This window comes from Tateyamaria sp. syn59 (assembly GCF_007995245.1).
Classification (GTDB): Bacteria; Pseudomonadota; Alphaproteobacteria; order Rhodobacterales; family Rhodobacteraceae; genus Tateyamaria.
In genome coordinates this window covers 125,852-144,816 of record NZ_VCBA01000003.1, presented here as the reverse complement: position 1 = coordinate 144,816, position 18,965 = coordinate 125,852, and the positions used below count along the sequence as shown (strand labels likewise).

The following is an 18,965-nucleotide window of genomic DNA, read 5'->3' as shown; positions in this document are numbered from 1 at the left end:
AGATGGACCGGTTGGGGCTATTGAGTGAAGACGGCGCAAGGATAGCCGCGGTCGGGACTTGGTGCGCCGTTCAAGGTCCAGGAATACACACCCTCAGGCGGCTCCTGCCGTTCGCCCTGGCCCACGCTGGTCACGTCCAGATCGGGGCGGACGCGCGACAGGTAGACCGGTACGCCCCAGTCCATCCGCGCGTGGCCATTACCGGTGATCAGCACAATCGGGCTGCCATATGTGTCGATTGCGTCGATGACGGTCCGGGCAAAGGCTGCGTCACGCAGGCGCTGTGCCTCGACCATGCCACCCATCGTCTCGAGCGGCATAGCTTCGCAATGAGCGGCGAACTGAGCCTCTTCGCGTATGGCCTGTTCGTCTTCGGGCAACGGTGTGGCGAGGCCGTATGTGTCCGCGCCTTCGCCAAACGTAGCGGCCGCGCCGTCGGTGAAGGCGCCGCGCATGTCGGCGCGCGGAAGGGCGGTGCCGACAATCACGGGGCTTGCGGCCAGAACCTGCACGTAGTCTGCGATATTGGACCAGTGGAACCCTTCAACCGCCGCCTTCATGCTGTCGGGATTGCGCGGAATGTCCGCAAGTGATGCTCCCTCCTCGGGTGTAAGCATCTCGTAGATGACCGCCTTGGGCGCGATGGCCTGCAATGCCTTGGTCTGTTCGGCATGATGCGTCGGATTGTCGTGAAATTCGCCAAGGATCAGCACGTCCCCGCCAAAATCACGCCAATCTGTGGCTGAAAACACGATTGCCGCCTGCGACAGGATCGCGGCGGCGGCAAGCATGGCTGTTTTCAGGACTATCCTCATACGAGGAAATGATGGACCTCGCGGCTCTGATTTTCCAGTGCCTTGCGCATCTTTGTGAACGCGGCGGCTTCGAGCTGCCGCACACGCTCCTTGGACAGGCTCAACTCCTGACCCAGACTTTCTAGCGTGCGGGGGTCTTCGCGCAGTTTACGTTCGCGCACGATAAAGCGTTCCCGTTCATTCAAACCATTGAGCGCTGTGAGAAGCCATTCACGCAGCTGCTCGGTGTCGTGGGAATGTTCGACCGTTTCGGCCGCCTGCGCGCTGTCATCTTCCAGCGCATCAATCCACTCGCGACCCTCATCATCCACAGACTGCGTAGCGTTCAGGGAGTAGTCCGACCCGCTGAGCCGCCCTTCCATCATCTCGACATCGTGGAGGGGCACGCCAATCTCGGTCGAGATCATCTGGCGCAGCTGGTGTTTGTCCAGCGTCTCGCCTGCTGCTGCACTTTCGCGCTCCAGACGCGCTTGTACTCGGCGCATGTTGAAAAACAGGGACTTCTGCGAAGATGTAGAACCGGTACGAACCATCGACCAATTGCGCATCACGTAGTCTTGAATCGATGCTTTGATCCACCACACGGCGTAGGTCGAAAAGCGCACGCCGCGGTCCGGGTCAAATTTATCGGCGGCTTTCATCAAGCCAAGACCCGCTTCCTGGATGAGGTCGTTCATGGGGGCGCCATAGCGTTTGAACTTTGATGCCATCGAAATTGCGAGGCGCATATAGGCAGTGATCAAGCGGTGCAGAGCCGCTTCATCGCGCTCGTCCCGCCAGGCATAGGCCAGTCGCAACTCTGTCTCTGCATCAAGCAATTCGGCCTTCATTGCTGTGCGCGACAGCGACATGTCCCGAACATTATCTAACGCCATGTGTCATCCCCCTGGATGGTTATGCTTGTTTTGCGCACTTGTCCTCTGTACGCAGCACACCGCCGATTGGTTCACTCTTGGGATGAAAAAATGTTGCCAGCGCTGACCCTCGTCCTAGGTGGAGCCGCTTCGGGGAAGTCGCAGTGGGCAGAATCTCTGATATTAAACAGTGGTTTAAGTCCAGTTTACCTCGCAACCTCCCGGATCTGGGATGATGAAATGCAAGCCAAGGTTGATCTGCACAAAGCAAGGCGGGGTACAGAATGGGTGACAGTTGACGCATCCAACGGGGTCGAGGACGGCTTGGCGGCGGCGAAGGAAGGTCAATCGGTGCTGCTGGATTGCGCCACGATGTGGCTCGCAAACGTGATGATGGACGACGCCGATTTGATCGAAGGTCAAACCGCTCTGATGGGTGCGCTGGACACCTGTGCGGCACCTGTTGTGGTGGTCACGAATGAGGTTGGTCAGGGCATCGTTCCAGAAAACGCGCTGGCCCGGCGGTTCCGCGAGGCACAGGGACGGTTGAACATCGCGCTCGCCGCACAGGCGGATACGGTCTGGCACGTGTTGGCGGGGCTGCCGCAGCTGCGCAAGGGCGACGCCCCATGACCACATGGCATTGGGTTCGGCACGGGCCGACGCATCAGAAGACGTTCACCGGCTGGCGAGACGTACCCGCGGATTTGAGTGACAAGGCGGCTATCGCACGGCTGGCACAGCACCTCCCCAAAGATGCGCTCGTGGTCTCATCGGATCTGACCCGGTCGGTGAACACAGCGTCCGCACTACAGGGCACACGCACCCGCCTGCCCCATGATCCGGCCCTGCGCGAGTTCCACTTTGGTGTCTGGGACGGGGTACACTTTTCGACCGTGGCAGAATGGCACCCGGATCTCAGCCGCGCCTATTGGGAACAGCCTGGCGACCACACCCCGCCCGGCGGCGAAAGCTGGAACACCTCTGCTGCGCGGGTGGCGATGGCCGTGCAGCGGATCGAAGCGGCGCATCCCGGTCGCCATATCATCGCTGTCGCCCATTTCGGAGTGATCCTGACGCAGGTGCAGGCGGTTCTTGGGGTCAGCGCGCAGGAGGTTCTGGCACACAAAATCGAACCCCTGTCCGTCACCACACTCAACCGTGCCACGAGCACGGCAGAGGTCATCAATCACCTACCGTGATGGCACCCGCCACAAATCTGCGTTGGGCAAATCGCATGGGCCGCGCATAGCGTGCGCTTTATGACTTACGACCTCTATATCGGCGACCGCACCTTTTCGAGCTGGTCGCTCCGCGGGTGGCTCATGCTCGAGAAATTCGGCCTGCCCCACCACACCCATATGATTGGCCTTTACTCCGGCACCATGGCCGAAGACATGGCACCGCTTGCCCCCGCACGGCTGGTACCGGCCCTGAAGCTGCCGGACGGCACGGTGGTGGGCGAAAGCCTCGCCATGGCCGAAACGTTGGCCGAACGGCACCCGGAGGCTGGCCTCTGGCCTGAGGCACCGGCGGCGCGCGCCACGGCGCGTTGGCTCTGTGCAGAGATGGTCGGCGGCTTCACCGCGCTACGCAGCGCATGCCCCATGCAACTGAACCGCGTGAACCAGGGTTTTGCCGTCTCCGACGACGTGCAGCGCGATCTGGATCGGATCGAAACGCTCTGGGCACATGCGGCCAAGTTCAAGACCGATGGCCCTTGGCTCTTAGGCGCGTATTCATTGGCGGACGTGTTCTATGCCCCGGTCTGCGCACGCATGGTGGGTTACGACCTGCCGGTGTCCGAGGCGACGCGGAGCTATTGCATGACAACGATCACGGATACAGCCTTCCAGGCATGGCGGGCAGAGGGGCAAAAAATCACCTATGACCCCTTCCCCTATGACATGGGCCTGCCCCAAGGCGCATGGCCTGCCTAGCGCTGCGCACTGACCTTCATTGTTCCCCAAATATGCACCATGACGGCGCGCGCAAACCGCGCCCGTTAACCAATCGTAAACCGCAGGTCGCTAGCCATTAACCAGCTTTGAAGAGGTGGAAACATGGTGGCACGCGCCTACACGGTGGCATTTCAGGGCGTTGACGCGCGCGAGGTCGAGGTGCAATGCGCCATGACACCGGGCCTGCCCGCATTCTCTATCGTCGGCCTGCCGGACAAGGCGGTGTCCGAAGCCCGCGACCGGGTCCGCGCGGCTCTGACCGCCATGTCCATCGCGCTGCCGTCAAAGCGGATCACGATCAATCTGTCCCCTGCCGATCTGCCCAAGGAAGGCTCCCATTTCGACCTGCCTATCGCACTGTCCCTGCTCGCGGCGCTCGGCATCCTGCCCGAAGATACGGTGGAAGGCACGGTCGCCCTCGGTGAGCTATCCCTAGACGGCACGCTGGTCCCCGTACTCGGCGCATTGCCCGCAGCAATGGCCGCAGCAGAACAGGATCGCGGCCTCCTCTGCCCAGCGGGCTCCGGAGCAGAAGCCGCATGGGTCGACGCAACCAAGGTGATCGCCGCCGCCTCCCTTGGCGACGTGGTCCGCCACTACACCGGGCAAGTCCCGCTGGAACCGGCCAAGGCAGGCCAAATCGCCAGCGGCACCGGCCTGCCCGACCTGCGCGACGTAAAGGGACAGGAACGCGCCAAGCGCGCCATGGAAGTGGCCGCCGCCGGACGGCACCATTTCCTGATGGTCGGCACACCGGGCTCGGGCAAATCCATGCTGGCCGCGCGCTTGCCTGGCATCCTGCCGCCCCTGTCGGCGATGGAGGCGCTTGAAACCTCCATGATACACTCGCTCGCCGGACTTTTGGACGCAGGCGGCATCTCCATGGACCGCCCGTTTCGCGAGCCACACCACACGGCCTCCATGGCCGCCATCATCGGCGGCGGGCGCGGCGCCAAACCGGGTGAGGTGTCGCTGGCCCATAACGGAGTCCTGTTCATGGACGAGTTTCCCGAATTCCCCCGCACCGTCCTCGAAACCCTGCGCCAACCCATCGAGACCGGCGAGGTTATGGTCGCACGCGCCAACAACCATGTAAAATATCCCTGCCGCTTCATGCTGGTGGCCGCAGCCAACCCCTGCAAATGTGGCTACCTGTCAGACGCCTCGCGCGCCTGCGGGCGGGCACCGGCCTGCGGAGACGACTACATGGGCCGCATCTCCGGCCCACTCATGGACCGCTTCGACCTGCGGGTCGATGTGCCGCCGGTAACCTATTCCGACCTCGATCTGCCAGCCACGGGCGACAGCTCTGCCATGATCGCAGCACGCGTTGACGCTGCGCGCAAAGTACAGCGCGCGCGGCTGGAAGGGACGGGGATGCGCAGCAATGCCGACCTGTCGGGCGGCGCACTTGATGATTTTGCAGCGCCGGATGCCGAGGGGCGCGCATTGCTGACGAAGGTGGCGGACCGCTTTGGCCTGTCGGCGCGTGGCTACCACCGCGTTCTGCGGGTCGCGCGCACTATTGCCGATCTCGACGGATCAGAGGATGTTCGTAAGCCCCACGTGGCAGAGGCGGTCAGCTACCGCGTGGGCGCGCTTGCCCCGGTTTGAGCCGTGATCCAGTTGGCCAGAGTACCGAGCGTAGTGCGGGCCTCGGGCAGCGTGTTGTGGAATATGGGCCATACATGGGGCAGGTCCCGCTCCTCGATATAGGTCACAGGCACATCCTGCTCTTGCATCCGTTGCACGATGCGTCGGCTGTCGTCGCACAGGATCTCTGTGTCACCTGTTGTGATCCAAACCGGCGGCGCGCCGGTAAAGTCGGCAAAGAGCGGGCTGGCACGCGGGTCCGTCGGGTCAGCACCTGCAAGGTATAGATCCGCCATTTCATCCACGCGCTCGGCGGGCAAGACAACCTCGGTTTCTGCATGTTCGCGGATGCTGGCGCCGGAAAAGGTCAGATCTGTCAGCGGAGAAAAAGCAAAGACGCCGGCTGGCAACGGCGCGCCATCCGCCAACAGAGATCCAAGCAGCGACAGCGCCAAACCGCCCCCGGCACTGTCACCGCCAATCACCAAGGGTCCGTCCATGGCACGACACGCGTCGTACACTGCGCGGGCATGGTCCACGGATGCGGGAAAGGGATGCTCGGGCGCCAATGGATAGCGCGGCAGCACCGCGTGCGCCCCGGCACGGTGGGCCAGCGATGCCAGCATCGCACCATGCGTGCGGGGCGAGCCGAACACGTAGCCACCGCCGTGAAAGTACAGGATGGTCAGGTTGCTCGCCCGGCGGCGCGGCCTGGCCCACAGTGCGTCTTCACCGGCCAGCGCGTCCCATTCAAACTGCATCGACCACGGCGCGTGAAAGAACAGACGCGCCTTGGCTTCAAAGCTGCGGCGCAGGTCTTCGGGATGCAGCGCGCGGCGCATATGCGGCTTTTCCGTCAGCCGCAGGTACTGGTTCAGAATGGAGCGCAACAGGCTCAAGCGATCTTTACCTCGATGGCCTGCCAGATCTTTTCGGCGATGTTCACATCATCAAAACGCTCGAGCTCTTGAATGCCGGTGGGCGAGGTCACGTTGATCTCGGTCAGGTAGTCGCCGATGACGTCGATCCCTACGAACACCTGGCCCTTTTCCTTCAGGAGCGGGCCGATGGCATCGCAAATCTCACGGTCCCGATCGGTCAAGCCGATCTTTTCGGGGCGCCCGCCCACATGCATGTTGGACCGGGTCTCGCCTTCGGCGGGCACGCGATTGATGGCGCCAACGGGCGCGCCATCGACAAGGATCACGCGCTTGTCGCCGTTGGAGACATCCGGCAAGAACTTCTGCACAATCAACGGCTCGCGGCTGAACCCCGTGAACAGCTCGTGCAGCGAGGTCAGGTTGCGGTCACTGGCATCGAGGCGAAACACACCAGCACCGCCGTTTCCGTAAAGCGGCTTCAGAATGACATCGCCGTGCTTGGCCTTGAAGGCTTTTATGGTGTCCAGATCGCGCGCAATTGTCGTTGGCGGGGTCAGGTCGGGGAAATCCAGCACCAGCAGCTTTTCGGGGTAGTTCCGGACCCAGAACGGGTCATTGACCACAACAACGTCATCCTTCAGCCGGTCCAGAAGATGGGTAGACGTGATGTAGTGCATGTCAAATGGCGGATCCTGGCGCAGCCAGATCACGTCGAAATCGGCGAGATCGACCTCGCGCAGCTCGCTCAGCCGCGCATGGTCGCCCTGCACCCGCTGCACAGTGAAATCATGGCCGCGTGCGGTAATACGACCCTCCTGATAAGCCAAGTGGTCCGGCGAATAGAAAAACAGGCTGTGCCCACGCGCCTGCGCTTCCTCGGCCAGCCGGAAACTGCTGTCCGCGTTGATATCCACCGCCCCGATCGGGTCCATCTGGAAGGCAATTTTCATGGCACACCTCTGCTGTCGTCCGCGCCTTTGATGGCGCAGAGCGGCGGGGGGCGCAATGGCAGGGGTCTGTGCGAGAGTGCAGAACGGGCTGCGCGGGGGTCACATGTACCCGGCGAAGGCATTCTCGAGGATGTTCAAGCGACCCGACTGATCGACCAGTGCCACATCAAAGCGGACATCCGTCAGGGAACCGTTGGGCAAGGTGCCAAGGTATTCATCCGCCGTCCTGTACAGGCGCGCGATCTGGGCCGGGGTCAGATGGTCCGCAGCACCGGCCAATGTCTTGCTGGCCTTGACCTCAACCATGACGATCCCCAGCGCGGTCGAAAACACCAGGTCAATTTCACCGCGACGGCCACGCCAGCGTTCGGCCACCAAGGTGTAACCGGCGGCGCGATAGGCGCGTGCGACAATCTCTTCGGCAGCCAGACCAGCATGATACGCCATCCGGCCACGCGCAATACGCGCATCCACCGGTTGTGCGGGATCAAAAAACCGTTCGTGCCGCGCCATCACTCTGCCTCATCGTCCTGTTTCATGTCGCGCGCCATATCCAACGCGCGCTGGTAGACACGTCGCCTGGGCAAATCCAGGCTTTCGGCCACAAACGCAGCCGCATCCTTGACCGTCATATCGCTCAAGGCCGACTGTAGCGCACTATCAATGTCTTTTTCCTTAACGTCCGTCACCACACCCCGTCCGATCAGAACGACGATTTCACCTTTGGGTGCCTCGTCCGCATAGGTCTCGGCCAGCGCGCGGAGTGTGCCAGGCCTGATATCTTCGAACCGTTTTGTCAGTTCCCGGCACACCGCCGCCGGGCGCTCTGCCCCCAGCCGATCCGCCGCATCAGCGAGCAGCGCACCAAGCCGTTTAGGCGATTCGTACAACACCAGCGTGGCCTTGATCCCGGCCAGTTCTTCCAGCGCACGCTGCCGCGCACTGCGCGTCGCGGGCAGGAAGCCGCCAAAATGGAAGGCATCCGTCGGCAATCCGCCGAGCACCAGAGCCGTCAAAACAGCGGACGGACCCGGCGCGCAGGTCACCGGAACGCCCGCCGTACGCGCAGACCGTGCCAGCTCAAAGCCCGGATCCGCGATGAGCGGCATACCAGCCTCGGACGCGTAAGCCACGCTCTGATGCGCCGCACGTTCCACGAGCCGTGCAACCTGCGTCTCCTTGGAATGCTCGTGCAGTGCCTCGATCCGGCGGCCATCCAGCGGCACACCGTGGATGTCCATCAATTTGCGCAGGCTGCGCGTGTCTTCGGCGGCCAGCACATCGGCCGAGGCCAGCACATCAAGCGCCCGCAAGGTGATGTCCCGCGCCGTACCGATGGGCACGCCGACAAACCAAATCCCCGGGCGCAGCGTCGTCTTGACATGATTCAAAGCTGGACCCGCCCTGCCTTACCTCTATTATCCGCCCAAAATAACCGGGCCGGCCAATGTCATGCCCGGCACCAATGGGAGTGACGGTTCATGTTTGCGTTTTTCAAATCGCTGCGCAAGTCGGTGCGGCGGGCTCTGTTGCCCGTAGCGGCCCTCGCGCTGGCGGCCTGTGATCCAGCGGCAATTGGCGGGATCACCGCAGGCAGTGGGCCACGGATCGACACGAGCCAACCGGTGCCAGTGGCGCTTTTGGTGCCGCGCGGCTCGGGCCAGGGCAGTGACGAACTGCTTGCGACCAACCTGGAAAACGCCGCGCGCCTCGCCATGCGTGACCTCGCCGGGGTTGAGATTGACCTGCGCGTCTATGGCACAGCAGGCAACGCGCAAACCGCTGCAGCCCAGGCGACACAGGCCGTGAACGATGGCGCGCAAATCATCGTGGGTCCGCTGTACGCCGAGGCCGCGAATGCTGCGGGCGTGGCTGTCGCCCCGCGCAACGTGAATGTGCTGGCCTTTTCCAACAACACCACCATCGCAGGCGGCAATGTCTTCGTGCTGGGCTCGACCTTTGACAACACGGCAGACCGGCTGGTCAGCTACGCCGCCCGGCAGGGCAAGAACCGGATCGTTGTGGTCCACGCTCAGGATGTGGCAGGCCAGCTGGGACGCAACGCCATCCAGCAAGCCGCGTCGCGCAGCGGAGCCACGGTCACGGGCACGGTGGACTACCCACTGTCGCAGCAAGGGCTGATTGCTGCGGTGCCACGGGTGAAGTCGGCTGTCGACAACGCCGGGGCAAACGCCGTTTTCATGACGGCAGCCCCGGCTGGCGGCCTGCCGCTTTTGTCGCAACTTCTGCCCGAAACGGGAGTGGACCCGTCGGTCACGCAATACATCGGCATGACACGCTGGGATATTCCGCGCCAGACCCTCGATTTGCCCGGCATCCAGGGCGGCTGGTTTGCTCTGCCTGACCCGAACCGCGCGAATGCATTCCGCGCCCAATACGAGGCCGCCTATGGCAGTGCCCCACACCCGTTGGCAGGGCTTGCCTTTGACGGCATTGCCGCCATCGGCGCGCTGGCTGCACAGGGCAATGCGCGCGCGCTGACCGGCGCCGCATTGACCCAAGGGTCCGGCTTCCAGGGCGCCTCCGGCATCTTCCGCCTGCGTCCCGACGGGAGCAACCAACGCGGGCTGGCCATCGCAACGGTCCGTGACAATCAGGTTGTGGTGATTGATCCGGCGCCGCGTGCCTTTGGCGGCGCCGGGCTCTGATGCCCGCCCGCTCGGAACGGAGAGCATCTTGAGCAGCACCGCCCTTCAGGCAAATGATCTGCCTGATCAGCACCTGATCTGCGCCGCCACCGACATTTTCGATGGCGGCGCTTTTGATGCGTTGTTGGCCACCAATCCGGACAGGACAGCGGTTGTGGCGCACCTGAAGGCCGCACAGAAAGCAGGTCGCGACACTATCGCAACCGCTTTTAGCGCAGCACCGTTTGCGGCGCGGCCCACGACGCAGTCCTACACCTATCTGACCGATTGCCTGGTCAATGCCGCACTGCGCACCGCTCAAACGCGCATGCACCCCAACCCGACCCCCACGAACAGCGAGCGGCTCGCCGTGCTGGCGGTCGGCGGCTATGGTCGGGGCGAGATGGCGCCGTTTTCCGATGTCGATCTGCTGTTTCTGACGCCCTACAAGATCACCCCCTGGGCCGAGAGCGTGATTGAATCAACGCTCTACATCCTCTGGGACCTGAAGCTAAAAGTAGGGCATTCCAGCCGCACGGTACGTGACTGCCTGCGCTTGGGGGCCGAGGATTTCACGATCCGCACCGCGATGCTGGAACACCGGTTCCTTTTTGGCGACGCGGCCCTCGCAGCTGAGCTGGACACCAAGCTGCGCACGGATCTGTTCGAAGGCAGCGAGCGCGACTTTATCGAAGCAAAGCTGGCCGAACGGGATGCGCGGCACGTGCGCCAAGGCCAACGCTACGTGGTCGAACCCAATGTCAAAGAGGGCAAGGGCGGGCTGCGCGACCTGCAATCTCTGTTTTGGATCGGCAAGTACATCCACAAGGTTCAGGATGCCGCGGAACTTGTACCCTTGGGCCTGTTCACGGATGAGGAATTCGACGCCTTCGTCGCGGCCGAGGACTTCCTCTGGGCCACAAGATGCCACCTGCACCTACTCTCTGGCCGCGCGACCGAACAACTGACCTTCGACATGCAGGTCGCCGTCGCAGATGCCATGGGATACGAAGACGCGGCGGGACGACGCGGCGTGGAACGGTTCATGCAGGACTATTTTCTGCACGCCACCGAAGTCGGCGACCTGACCCGCATCTTCCTGACCAAGCTGGAGGCCGATCATCTGAAGGCCGAGCCGCTGCTGGACCGGCTGTTCAAGCGCAAGCCACGGGCCAGGGCAGGTTATCAGGTGATCAACAACCGCCTTGCCATCGACGATGACGCGCAGTTCCTGACCGACAAGCTGAACCTCCTGCGCATTTTCGAGGAAGCGTTGCGCACCGGGATGCTGATCCACCCTGATGCGATGAGGCTGATCAAATCGCATCTGGACCTGGTCGATGATGACATGCGCAACAACCCCGAGGCGCAGCGCATTTTCCTCGACCTGCTGTTGAGACACGGCAACCCGGAGCGCGCCCTGCGACGGATGAACGAGCTGGGAATGCTCGCTGCTTTTATCCCTGAATTCGAACCCATCGTCGCGATGATGCAGTTCAACATGTACCACTCCTACACGGTGGACGAACACATCATCCAGTGCATCGCGCAGCTTGCGATGATCGAACGCGACGAGTTGGAAGAAGACCTGCCCGTAGCCTCTTCGATCCTTAAGGAAGGCGTCAACCGCAAGGTGCTCTACGTCGCCCTCTTGCTACACGACATCGGCAAGGGGCGGGAGGAAGACCATTCGATCCTGGGCGCACAGTTGGTCCGCAAGATCGCCTCACGCCTCGGCCTGAAACAGGACGAGGTCGACACGGCTGAGTGGCTGGTGCGTTACCACCTGCTAATGTCCGACATGGCCCAGAAACGCGACATCGCTGACCCGCGCACCGTGCGCGACTTTGCCAAGGCGGTGCAGACAGTCAAACGGCTCGACCTGCTCTGCGTTCTGACCGTCTGCGACATCCGTGGCGTTGGCCCCAATACATGGAACAACTGGAAGGCCGTGCTGATCCGCGCGCTCTATCGTCAGACACGCCGCGCGCTTGAGGACGGGATGGAGGCGCTCACGCGCGACAATCGTGGGGCGGAGGCCAAGAAAGCGCTCCGCGCCGAACTGGCAGATTGGGCCCGCAAGGACCTGCAAACCGAAGTTGCACGCCATTACAACGCCTACTGGCAGGGTCTGCACGTCACGGCCCACGTGGTCTTTGCCAAGCTGCTCAAGGACATCGGCGAGAACGAGATCGTCATGGACCTGCATCCGGATGAGGACCGCGACGCCACCCGCGCCTGCTTTGTCATGCCCGACCACCCAGGCATCTTCGCTCGTCTCACCGGCGCGCTGGCGCTGGTCGGCGCCAATGTGGTCGACGCCCGCAGCTACACCACATCCGATGGTTTTGTGACCGATGCGTTCTGGATCCAGGACGCCGACGGCAACCCCTATGACGCCGCCCGCCTGCCCCGCCTGCGCAAGATGATCGAGCGCACGCTTGCAGGCGAAGTCGTCACCCGCGAGGCAATCAAGGACCGCGACAAGGTCAAGAAGCGCGAAAAGGCGTTCAGGGTCCCCACGCACATCACCTTCGACAACGAAGGGTCCGACATCTACACGATCATCGAGGTGGACACCCGCGACCGTCCCGGCCTGCTGCACGACCTGACGCGCACGCTGGCGGCAAGCAACGTCTACATCGCCAACGCAGTCATCGCGACCTACGGCGAGCAGGTGGTCGATACTTTCTACGTCAAGGACATGTTCGGCCTGAAATACTACTCAGAGTCCAAGCAGAAGACGCTGGAGAAAAAGCTGCGGGCCGCGATCATCGAAGGGGCGGAACGGGCGGCAGACTAGCCGCCCATACGCACATCAGGTGATCACGTCTGGCCCATCGCGCCCCGTGCGCACTTTGATCTCGGCCAACGCATCGGCGGCAGCAATGATACCCGCCAGCGCCTCTTGCGGGTCCTTGCCCAGCGCGCCCGCATCCGTCTCCAACTGCTCCAGATAGACGCGCAACGTGGCCCCATCCGTGCCCGTGCCCGACAGCCGGAACACCACACGCCCACCGCCCTCGAAGTAAATGCGGATGCCCTGGCCAGAGGATGTCGAGCCATCCACCGGATCGTCATAGGAAAACTCGTCTGCCCCCGACACCGTAAGGTCTCCGACAGTCTGCCCAGCCAAGTCACCCAGACGCCCGCGTAGATTCGCGATCAGATCATTCGCAGCGCCGGAATCCACCGCCTCGTAATCATGGCGCGAGTAGTAGTTCCGCCCATAGCTCGCCCAATGATCCGCCATCAGGTCGGACACGGACTTGCCCGTCTTGGCCAGAATGTTCAGCCACAACAGAACCGCCCACAGCCCGTCCTTCTCGCGCACATGGTTTGACCCGGTGCCCGCACTCTCCTCGCCGCACAGCGTCACCTTCCCGGCATCCAGCAAGTTGCCAAAGAACTTCCACCCCGTCGGCGTCTCGAAAGAGGCCATACCCTTCGCCTCAGCCACCCGGTCTGCGGCGGCAGAGGTCGGCATCGACCGCGCCACCCCAGCCAGACCACCGGCATAACCCGGCGCCAGGTCAGCCTTGTCCGCCAGCAGCGCCAGACTGTCCGAGGGGCTGACGTAACAATGCGCGCCCACAATCATGTTGCGGTCACCGTCCCCGTCCGACGCAGCCCCAAAATCCGGCGCATCATCGGCATACATGATGTCCATCAACGCCTTGGCCCAGACCGGGTTCGGGTCCGGATGCCCCCCGCCGAAATCCGGGCTCGGCACGCCGTTCATGACGGTACCTGCGGGCGCCCCCAACCGGTTCTCCAAAATCTCATGCGCATAGGGTCCGGTCACCGCGTGCATGGCGTCAAAGCACATCCGGAACCCGCCCTTGAACAGCCCCGCGATGGCATCAAGGTCAAACAGCTCACCCATCAGCTCGGCATAGTCGGCAACAGGATCAACAATCTCGATCTGCATGTCGCCCAGCACGCTATCCCCCAGCGTACCAAGATCAACCTCACCAGCATCCAGAATGCGATAGACGTCAATCTCTTGCGTCCGGGCAAAGATCTTCTCCGTCACGCCCTCGGTCGCAGGCCCGCCATTCGGCCCGTTATACTTCAGCCCAAAGTCCGCCTTCGGCCCGCCGGGGTTGTGACTGGCCGACAGGATCAAACCACCATCGGCCTTGCGCTTCCGGATCAGGTGCGAGGCCGCCGGGGTCGACAACAGCCCACCCTGCCCCACGATGCACTTGGCAGCCCCATTGGCCGCCGCCATGCGCAGGATCGTCCCGATGGCGACATCGTTGAAGTACCGGCCATCACCGCCCACAACGAGCGTCTTGCGTTGAACGCCACCAATGCCGTCAAAAATGGCCTGCGTGTAGTTCTCCAGATATCCCGGCTCCATGAACACGGCGGTCTTCTTGCGCAGCCCGCTGGTGCCCGGCTTCTGCCCCGCAATCGGGGTGGTCTGAACGGTTCGAATGCTCATGCTTCAATCTTCCTGTTTTGAAAATCTGTTTCGCCCTCGGACATCCCGTCCACAGGGCACAATTCCAACGCCACAACACTGTTGGGCGCGACAGACACAGCGCCGGGGCGCACAGCCTCGGCCACCTGACCCGAGGTATCAATGACGCGCATCCAGCGATGGCCCGGCAATGTCTCGGGCAGTGACGCAACAGTCTTCTCACCCGCATTGAACAGCAGATAAATCGCGCCCAGCCGCGGCTCGTAAGCGGGCGTGCCGCGCGCCATGCGCATCTCGACGCCAAGGAACTTCAGTTCCGAACGCTGCCAATCCTCATCCAGCATCGCGGTGCCATCCGCCTTGCGCCAGAACACATCCGGCTTGCCATCGACCGCCCGCTTGCCCGCATGCAAAAACCGCTTCTGGCGCAGGATCGGGCTCGACTTGCGCAAGGCAATAATCTGACGGCAGAACGCCAGAAAATCCGGGTCCGCCTCGTCCCAGTTCACCCAGCCAATCTCGTTGTCCTGACAATAGGCATTGTTGTTGCCAGCTTGCGAATTCCCCAACTCATCGCCGGCCAAAATCATCGGCGTCCCCTGGCTCAGCATCAGCGTCGCCAGCATGTTCCGCCGCCGCTGCGCCCGCAGCGCCATGATCTGCGGATCATCCGTCGGCCCCTCGACCCCGCAATTGTCCGAACAATTGTGATCATGCCCGTCGCGATTGTCCTCACCATTGGCCGCATTGTGCTTGTCGTTGTAGCTGACCGTATCCATCAGCGTGAAGCCGTCATGGGCAGTGATGAAGTTCAGAGACGAGGTCGCAGGCCGCCCATCATGGTCAAAGCGCAAGGCACTGCCGGTCACATTCCCCGCCAGCTTCCGGATCATGCAGGCATCGCCACGCCAAAACCGACGCACCGTGTCGCGATACTTGTCGTTCCACTCGGTAAAGGGCGTCGGAAAGGCGCCCAGCTGATAGCCGCCCGGCCCCACATCCCAAGGCTCGGCAATCATCTTCACCTTGTTCAGCACCGGGTCCTGCCGAATGGCCCGACAAAACGGCCCATCCCGGTCAAACCCGCCCGAGGTCCGTGCAAGGCTCGACGCCAGATCGAAGCGGAACCCATCCACATGCATGACCTCGACCCAATAGCGCAGCGAGTCCATCACCATGCGCAGCACAAACGGATGGTCCAGATCCAGCGTATTGCCGCACCCGGTGTCGTCCACGTAGTAACGCCGGTCATCCGCCAACCGGTAATAACTCGCATTGTCAAAACCACGGAAACTCAGGGTCGGCCCGTGCTGATCGCCTTCGGCTGTGTGGTTGTAAACCACATCCATGATCACCTCGATCCCGGCTGAGTGGAACCGAGCCACCATCTGCTGGAACTCGGAAACATCGTGGTCGCTCAGATATTTGGGTTCAGGTGCAAAGAACCCGTAGGTCATGTAGCCCCAGTAGTTGCTCAGCCCCTTGTCGACCAGAAACCGGTCATCGACGGCGGCCTGCGCGGGCAACAGCTCAATGGCCGTCACTCCCAGATCAGTCAAATGCTCCAGCATCTGATCCGACGCCATTCCCAGAAACTTGCCCGCATGGGGCACATCCTTGCGCTGCGCGGTCAGCCCTTTGACGTGCGCTTCGTAGATGACGGTGTCAGACCACCGCGTCTCCAACCGCATCTGTTCATTCCGCCCCCAGGTAAAGGCCGGATCGACGACAACCGAGCGCGGCATGTATTCCGCGCTGTCGCGGGTGTCGTAGCTCAGATCCTTGTCCTTGTGCCCGATCTCGTAGCCGTAAAGCGCGTCATGCCACTGCACATGGCCCGTCAACCGCTTGGCATAGGGGTCCATGAGCAGCTTATAGGGGTTGAACCGATGCCCCTCACGCGGGGCGTAGGGCCCGTGCACCCGGTAGCCGTATTGCTGCCCCGGACGCAGGCCCGCGATATAGCCATGCCAGATATGTCCCTCCCGCTCGGCCAGATCGACGAGGTACACCTCGCGCCCCTGATCGTCGCACAGGCACAGCACCACGCGGGTCGCGTGCTGCGAGAACACGGCAAAGTTCACGCCCTCGCCGTCGAACGTAGCGCCCAAGGGATGGGGGCGCCCGGCGCTCAGTTGGAATGGTGTCATTCAGCAGCCTTCACCAGGTCGTCGTACAGCGCAGCATAGGCCGCAGCCGACGGCGCCCACCCCACGGGCTGCGCCATCGCATTTCGCTGCATCTTTGACCACAGCTTGGGCGCGGCGAAAAGGTCACAAAGCTGGATCAAGGCGTTTGAGAGCGCATCCGCCGTCACCGGATGAAACTGCAGGCCTGTCGCGACGCCTTTGGCCATGGTGGCAGGCGTGGCCGGAATGACGGTGTCGGCCAGCCCCCCGGTCAACGCAACTACGGGCAAAGTCCCATAGCGCAGGCCGTAAAGCTGCGTCAGACCGCAGGGTTCAAACCGCGACGGCACCAGAATCGCATCGCCCCCCGCCATCATCCGATGCGACAACGCCTCGTCATAGCCGATCCGAACCGCCACGCCGGGATGCGCATGGCTGGCAAAGGCCCCCTCAAGCGCCAGATCACCAGAGCCAAGCAGCGCCATTTGCCCACCGCGATCCAAAAGCGCTGGCAAAGCATCCAGAAGCAGGTCGAGACCCTTCTGCTCGGTCAACCGCGACACCACCACACAGAGCGGCCCATCGGCCTCAGGCAAGCCAAACTCCGCCCGCAGCGCGGCCTTGTTCGCCGCCTTCCCCTTTGGCGTCTTGTACGTCCGGATATGGTCATCCACCTCTGGCGACCAGACATCCAGATCAATACCGTTCAGAATGCCTGACAGGTCCGCCTTCCGCATCTGCAACACGCCATCCAGACCCATGCCAAACTCCGGCGTCATCAACTCGCGGGCATAGGTGGGCGACACGGTGGTCAACCGATCCGCCCAGACGAGCCCCGCCTTCAGCGCCGAAATCTGTCCCCAGTATTCCACGCCATCACGTGTCAGGTCCGCCTTGGCAATGCCCATCGCCTTCGCGCGCGCCATCGGCAGCAGCCCTTGAAATGCGATGTTGTGAATTGTGAGCACGCTGGGCACATCAACGCCACCACGCTTCAGGTAATATGGCACCAACCCCGCCTGCCAGTCGTGGCAGTGCACGACGTCCGGGCGCCAGGTGCCGAGCGTCCCCGCCGCAACATCTTTGGCGACCTGACACAGCGCCGCATACCGTTCCGGGTTGTCCGGCCAATCAACGCCTTCGTCATTCAGGTAAATCCCGGGGGCCCGATCAAACAAATGCGGCGCGTCCAGCACGAACAGGTCCAGCCCCGCCGCCTCGCCCGACAAAAGCCGCGCATCCCCGCCAAAAAGGCTGGTAAACTCGGCGACGCTCTCAGCGCCCTCCAACGCCGCCATCACGGCTGGATAGCCCGGCAACAACGTGCGCATGTCCATCCCCAAAGGCGCCAGCGCCCCCGGCAACGCGCCCGCCACATCCGCAAGGCCCCCGGTCTTCACCAAGGGCGCACACTCGGACGCAACGGACAGCACACATGTCATTGGGCCGCCTGCCAGGCGTCGATCATCTCTTTGGTGATCAGGGTCGTCCCCTTCTCGCTCACACGGAAAAACTTGGCATCCTCCGCCGGGTCCTCACCGACCACCAGCCCGGTGGGAATCTCCACCCCCCGGTCAATCACGCATTTCCGCAACCGGGCCGAGCGGTTGATGACCACGTTTGGCAGCACCACGGAATGATCCAGCACCGCATAGGAATTGGTATGCACCTGCGTGAACAGGAGGGAGTTGCGCACCTCCGTCCCCGAAATGATACAGCCCCCCGACACCATGGACGAGATCGCAACCCCGCGCCGGTCTTTCTCATCATGGATAAACTTCGCAGGCGGCGCGCTTTCCGAATAGGTCCAGATCGGCCACTGCTGATCCCACAAGTCCAGTTCCGGCGTGAAATCGGTCAGATCAATGTTGGCTTCCCAAAACGCATCCAGCGTCCCCACATCCCGCCAATAACTCGGCGCGCCTTCCGCCCGCACGCAAGAGTCATCAAACCGATGCGCCACTGCCTTCCCATTCTTCACGATGTCCGGGATCAGATCATGGCCGAAGTCATGGCTGGAATTTGGATCCTCCGCATCCTTGATCAGCAACTCGCGCAGGAACTTCCAGCTAAAGACATAAATCCCCATCGACGCCAGCGCCTTGGTCGCATCCTCAGGCGTGCCGGGCGGATCAGCCGGCTTTTCCAGGAACGACGTAATGCGGCTGGTCTCATCCACCGCCATCACGCCAAAGGCACTCGCCTCCTCACGCGGTACAGTCAGACAACCGACAGTGACATCCGCTCCCTGCTCCACATGCTGGCGCAGCATCACCTCGTAATCCATCTTGTAGATGTGATCGCCCGCCAGAATGACAATATATTCAATGTCATAGCTGTCCACGATATCAATGTTCTGGGTCACCGCATCGGCAGTCCCCCGATACCACATCTCTTCCGACACCCGCTGAGATGCAGGCAGAATATCCAGAAATTCGTTCCGCTCGGCGCGGAAAAAACTCCACCCGCGCTGGCAATGACGGATCAGCGAATGCGCCTTGTATTGCGTCGCCAGCGCCATGCGCCGAATGCCGGAGTTCACCGCATTGGACAGGGCAAAATCCACGATCCGCGTCTTGCCGCCAAAAAACACCGCAGGCTTCACCCGCCGGTCGGTCAACTCCTTCAGCCGCGACCCGCGCCCGCCCGCCAAAACGAAGGCCATTGACCGCTGCGACAGCCGTGTCGTGTCCACCATATCCAAT

The 18,965-nt window shown here is 62.4% G+C and carries 16 protein-coding genes; 6 read left to right on the top strand and 10 right to left on the bottom strand.

Features of this window, described 5'->3' with window-relative positions:
- Positions 1–17: 17 nt before the first annotated feature.
- Positions 18–791 carry a ChaN family lipoprotein gene (locus FD715_RS06775; RefSeq protein ID WP_223274759.1) on the bottom strand — a complete coding sequence of 258 codons (774 nt, stop codon included), beginning with the start codon at positions 789–791 and terminating at the stop codon, positions 18–20.
- Between the two features lie 20 nt (positions 792–811).
- On the bottom strand, positions 812–1,690 hold the full coding sequence (locus tag FD715_RS06770) for an RNA polymerase factor sigma-32 (RefSeq protein WP_147107122.1): 879 nt from the start codon (positions 1,688–1,690) through the stop codon (positions 812–814).
- Between the two features lie 15 nt (positions 1,691–1,705).
- On the opposite strand from FD715_RS06770, the gene cobU reads away from it, so the two are divergent.
- The 4 genes from cobU to FD715_RS06750 all read left to right on the top strand — a co-directional run bounded on the left by cobU (position 1,706) and on the right by FD715_RS06750 (position 5,244).
- A complete protein-coding gene (cobU, locus tag FD715_RS06765; protein WP_370455360.1) occupies positions 1,706–2,302 on the top strand; it encodes a bifunctional adenosylcobinamide kinase/adenosylcobinamide-phosphate guanylyltransferase in 597 nt (198 codons plus the stop codon).
- Positions 2,299–2,871: a histidine phosphatase family protein gene (locus FD715_RS06760; RefSeq protein ID WP_147107116.1), complete on the top strand. Its 573-nt coding sequence runs from the start codon at positions 2,299–2,301 to the stop codon at positions 2,869–2,871. The genes cobU and FD715_RS06760 overlap by 4 nt, the downstream gene beginning before the upstream one ends.
- Positions 2,872–2,931: 60 nt before the next feature.
- Positions 2,932–3,609 (top strand): glutathione S-transferase, encoded by a 678-nt coding sequence (locus FD715_RS06755; RefSeq protein ID WP_147107112.1) that lies wholly within the window; start codon positions 2,932–2,934, stop codon positions 3,607–3,609.
- Between the two features lie 123 nt (positions 3,610–3,732).
- Positions 3,733–5,244: a YifB family Mg chelatase-like AAA ATPase gene (locus tag FD715_RS06750; protein WP_147107109.1), complete on the top strand. Its 1,512-nt coding sequence runs from the start codon at positions 3,733–3,735 to the stop codon at positions 5,242–5,244.
- On the opposite strand, the gene FD715_RS06745 is transcribed toward FD715_RS06750, so the two are convergent.
- The 4 genes from FD715_RS06745 to rsmI all read right to left on the bottom strand — a co-directional run bounded on the left by FD715_RS06745 (position 5,214) and on the right by rsmI (position 8,445).
- Complete coding sequence (locus FD715_RS06745; protein WP_147107106.1) at positions 5,214–6,122, bottom strand: alpha/beta hydrolase; 909 nt, start codon at positions 6,120–6,122, stop codon at positions 5,214–5,216. The genes FD715_RS06750 and FD715_RS06745 overlap by 31 nt on opposite strands.
- On the bottom strand, positions 6,119–7,054 hold the full coding sequence (gshB, locus tag FD715_RS06740) for a glutathione synthase (protein WP_147107103.1): 936 nt from the start codon (positions 7,052–7,054) through the stop codon (positions 6,119–6,121). Before gshB ends, FD715_RS06745 begins: the two co-directional genes overlap by 4 nt.
- Positions 7,055–7,153: 99 nt before the next feature.
- On the bottom strand, positions 7,154–7,567 hold the full coding sequence (locus tag FD715_RS06735; RefSeq protein WP_147107100.1) for a YraN family protein: 414 nt from the start codon (positions 7,565–7,567) through the stop codon (positions 7,154–7,156).
- A complete protein-coding gene (gene rsmI / locus FD715_RS06730) occupies positions 7,567–8,445 on the bottom strand; it encodes a 16S rRNA (cytidine(1402)-2'-O)-methyltransferase (RefSeq protein ID WP_147107097.1) in 879 nt (292 codons plus the stop codon). Before rsmI ends, FD715_RS06735 begins: the two co-directional genes overlap by 1 nt.
- A 90-nt stretch (positions 8,446–8,535) precedes the next feature.
- Here rsmI and FD715_RS06725 point away from each other — a divergent pair, with 90 nt between their 5' ends.
- Entirely contained in the window at positions 8,536–9,723 is a 1,188-nt protein-coding gene (locus tag FD715_RS06725; RefSeq protein ID WP_147107094.1) for a penicillin-binding protein activator, read from the top strand.
- A 28-nt stretch (positions 9,724–9,751) separates the two neighbouring features.
- Positions 9,752–12,505, top strand: coding sequence for a [protein-PII] uridylyltransferase (locus FD715_RS06720; RefSeq protein ID WP_370455359.1), 2,754 nt, complete (start codon positions 9,752–9,754; stop codon positions 12,503–12,505).
- A 15-nt stretch (positions 12,506–12,520) separates the two neighbouring features.
- Here the strand turns inward: FD715_RS06720 and FD715_RS06715 are convergent, their stop codons facing one another.
- The 4 genes from FD715_RS06715 to glgC are packed head-to-tail and all read right to left on the bottom strand — an operon-like array spanning position 12,521 to position 18,958.
- Positions 12,521–14,152 carry an alpha-D-glucose phosphate-specific phosphoglucomutase gene (locus FD715_RS06715; protein WP_147107091.1) on the bottom strand — a complete coding sequence of 544 codons (1,632 nt, stop codon included), beginning with the start codon at positions 14,150–14,152 and terminating at the stop codon, positions 12,521–12,523.
- The gene (gene glgX / locus FD715_RS06710; protein WP_147107088.1) at positions 14,149–16,281 is read right to left on the bottom strand and encodes a glycogen debranching protein GlgX; all 2,133 of its coding nucleotides are present in this window, start codon (positions 16,279–16,281) and stop codon (positions 14,149–14,151) included. Before glgX ends, FD715_RS06715 begins: the two co-directional genes overlap by 4 nt.
- Positions 16,278–17,702: a glycogen synthase GlgA gene (gene glgA, locus FD715_RS06705; protein WP_147107085.1), complete on the bottom strand. Its 1,425-nt coding sequence runs from the start codon at positions 17,700–17,702 to the stop codon at positions 16,278–16,280. Before glgA ends, glgX begins: the two co-directional genes overlap by 4 nt.
- Positions 17,699–18,958 (bottom strand): glucose-1-phosphate adenylyltransferase, encoded by a 1,260-nt coding sequence (gene glgC / locus FD715_RS06700; protein WP_147107082.1) that lies wholly within the window; start codon positions 18,956–18,958, stop codon positions 17,699–17,701. The genes glgA and glgC overlap by 4 nt, the downstream gene beginning before the upstream one ends.
- Positions 18,959–18,965 lie beyond the last annotated feature (7 nt).

Excerpts from the sequence above, each read along its gene's own strand:
- FD715_RS06775 (WP_223274759.1), bottom strand. The coding sequence starts at position 791 with ATGCTTGCCGCCGCCGCGATCCTGTCGCAGGCGGCAATCGTGTTTTCA.
- FD715_RS06770 (WP_147107122.1), bottom strand. The coding sequence starts at position 1,690 with ATGGCGTTAGATAATGTTCGGGACATGTCGCTGTCGCGCACAGCAATG.
- cobU (WP_370455360.1), top strand. The coding sequence starts at position 1,706 with ATGGTTATGCTTGTTTTGCGCACTTGTCCTCTGTACGCAGCACACCGC.
- FD715_RS06760 (WP_147107116.1), top strand. The coding sequence starts at position 2,299 with ATGACCACATGGCATTGGGTTCGGCACGGGCCGACGCATCAGAAGACG.
- FD715_RS06755 (WP_147107112.1), top strand. The coding sequence starts at position 2,932 with ATGACTTACGACCTCTATATCGGCGACCGCACCTTTTCGAGCTGGTCG.
- FD715_RS06750 (WP_147107109.1), top strand. The coding sequence starts at position 3,733 with ATGGTGGCACGCGCCTACACGGTGGCATTTCAGGGCGTTGACGCGCGC.
- gshB (WP_147107103.1), bottom strand. The coding sequence starts at position 7,054 with ATGAAAATTGCCTTCCAGATGGACCCGATCGGGGCGGTGGATATCAAC.
- FD715_RS06735 (WP_147107100.1), bottom strand. The coding sequence starts at position 7,567 with ATGGCGCGGCACGAACGGTTTTTTGATCCCGCACAACCGGTGGATGCG.
- FD715_RS06725 (WP_147107094.1), top strand. The coding sequence starts at position 8,536 with ATGTTTGCGTTTTTCAAATCGCTGCGCAAGTCGGTGCGGCGGGCTCTG.
- FD715_RS06715 (WP_147107091.1), bottom strand. The coding sequence starts at position 14,152 with ATGAGCATTCGAACCGTTCAGACCACCCCGATTGCGGGGCAGAAGCCG.
- glgX (WP_147107088.1), bottom strand. The coding sequence starts at position 16,281 with ATGACACCATTCCAACTGAGCGCCGGGCGCCCCCATCCCTTGGGCGCT.
- glgA (WP_147107085.1), bottom strand. The coding sequence starts at position 17,702 with ATGACATGTGTGCTGTCCGTTGCGTCCGAGTGTGCGCCCTTGGTGAAG.
- glgC (WP_147107082.1), bottom strand. The coding sequence starts at position 18,958 with ATGGTGGACACGACACGGCTGTCGCAGCGGTCAATGGCCTTCGTTTTG.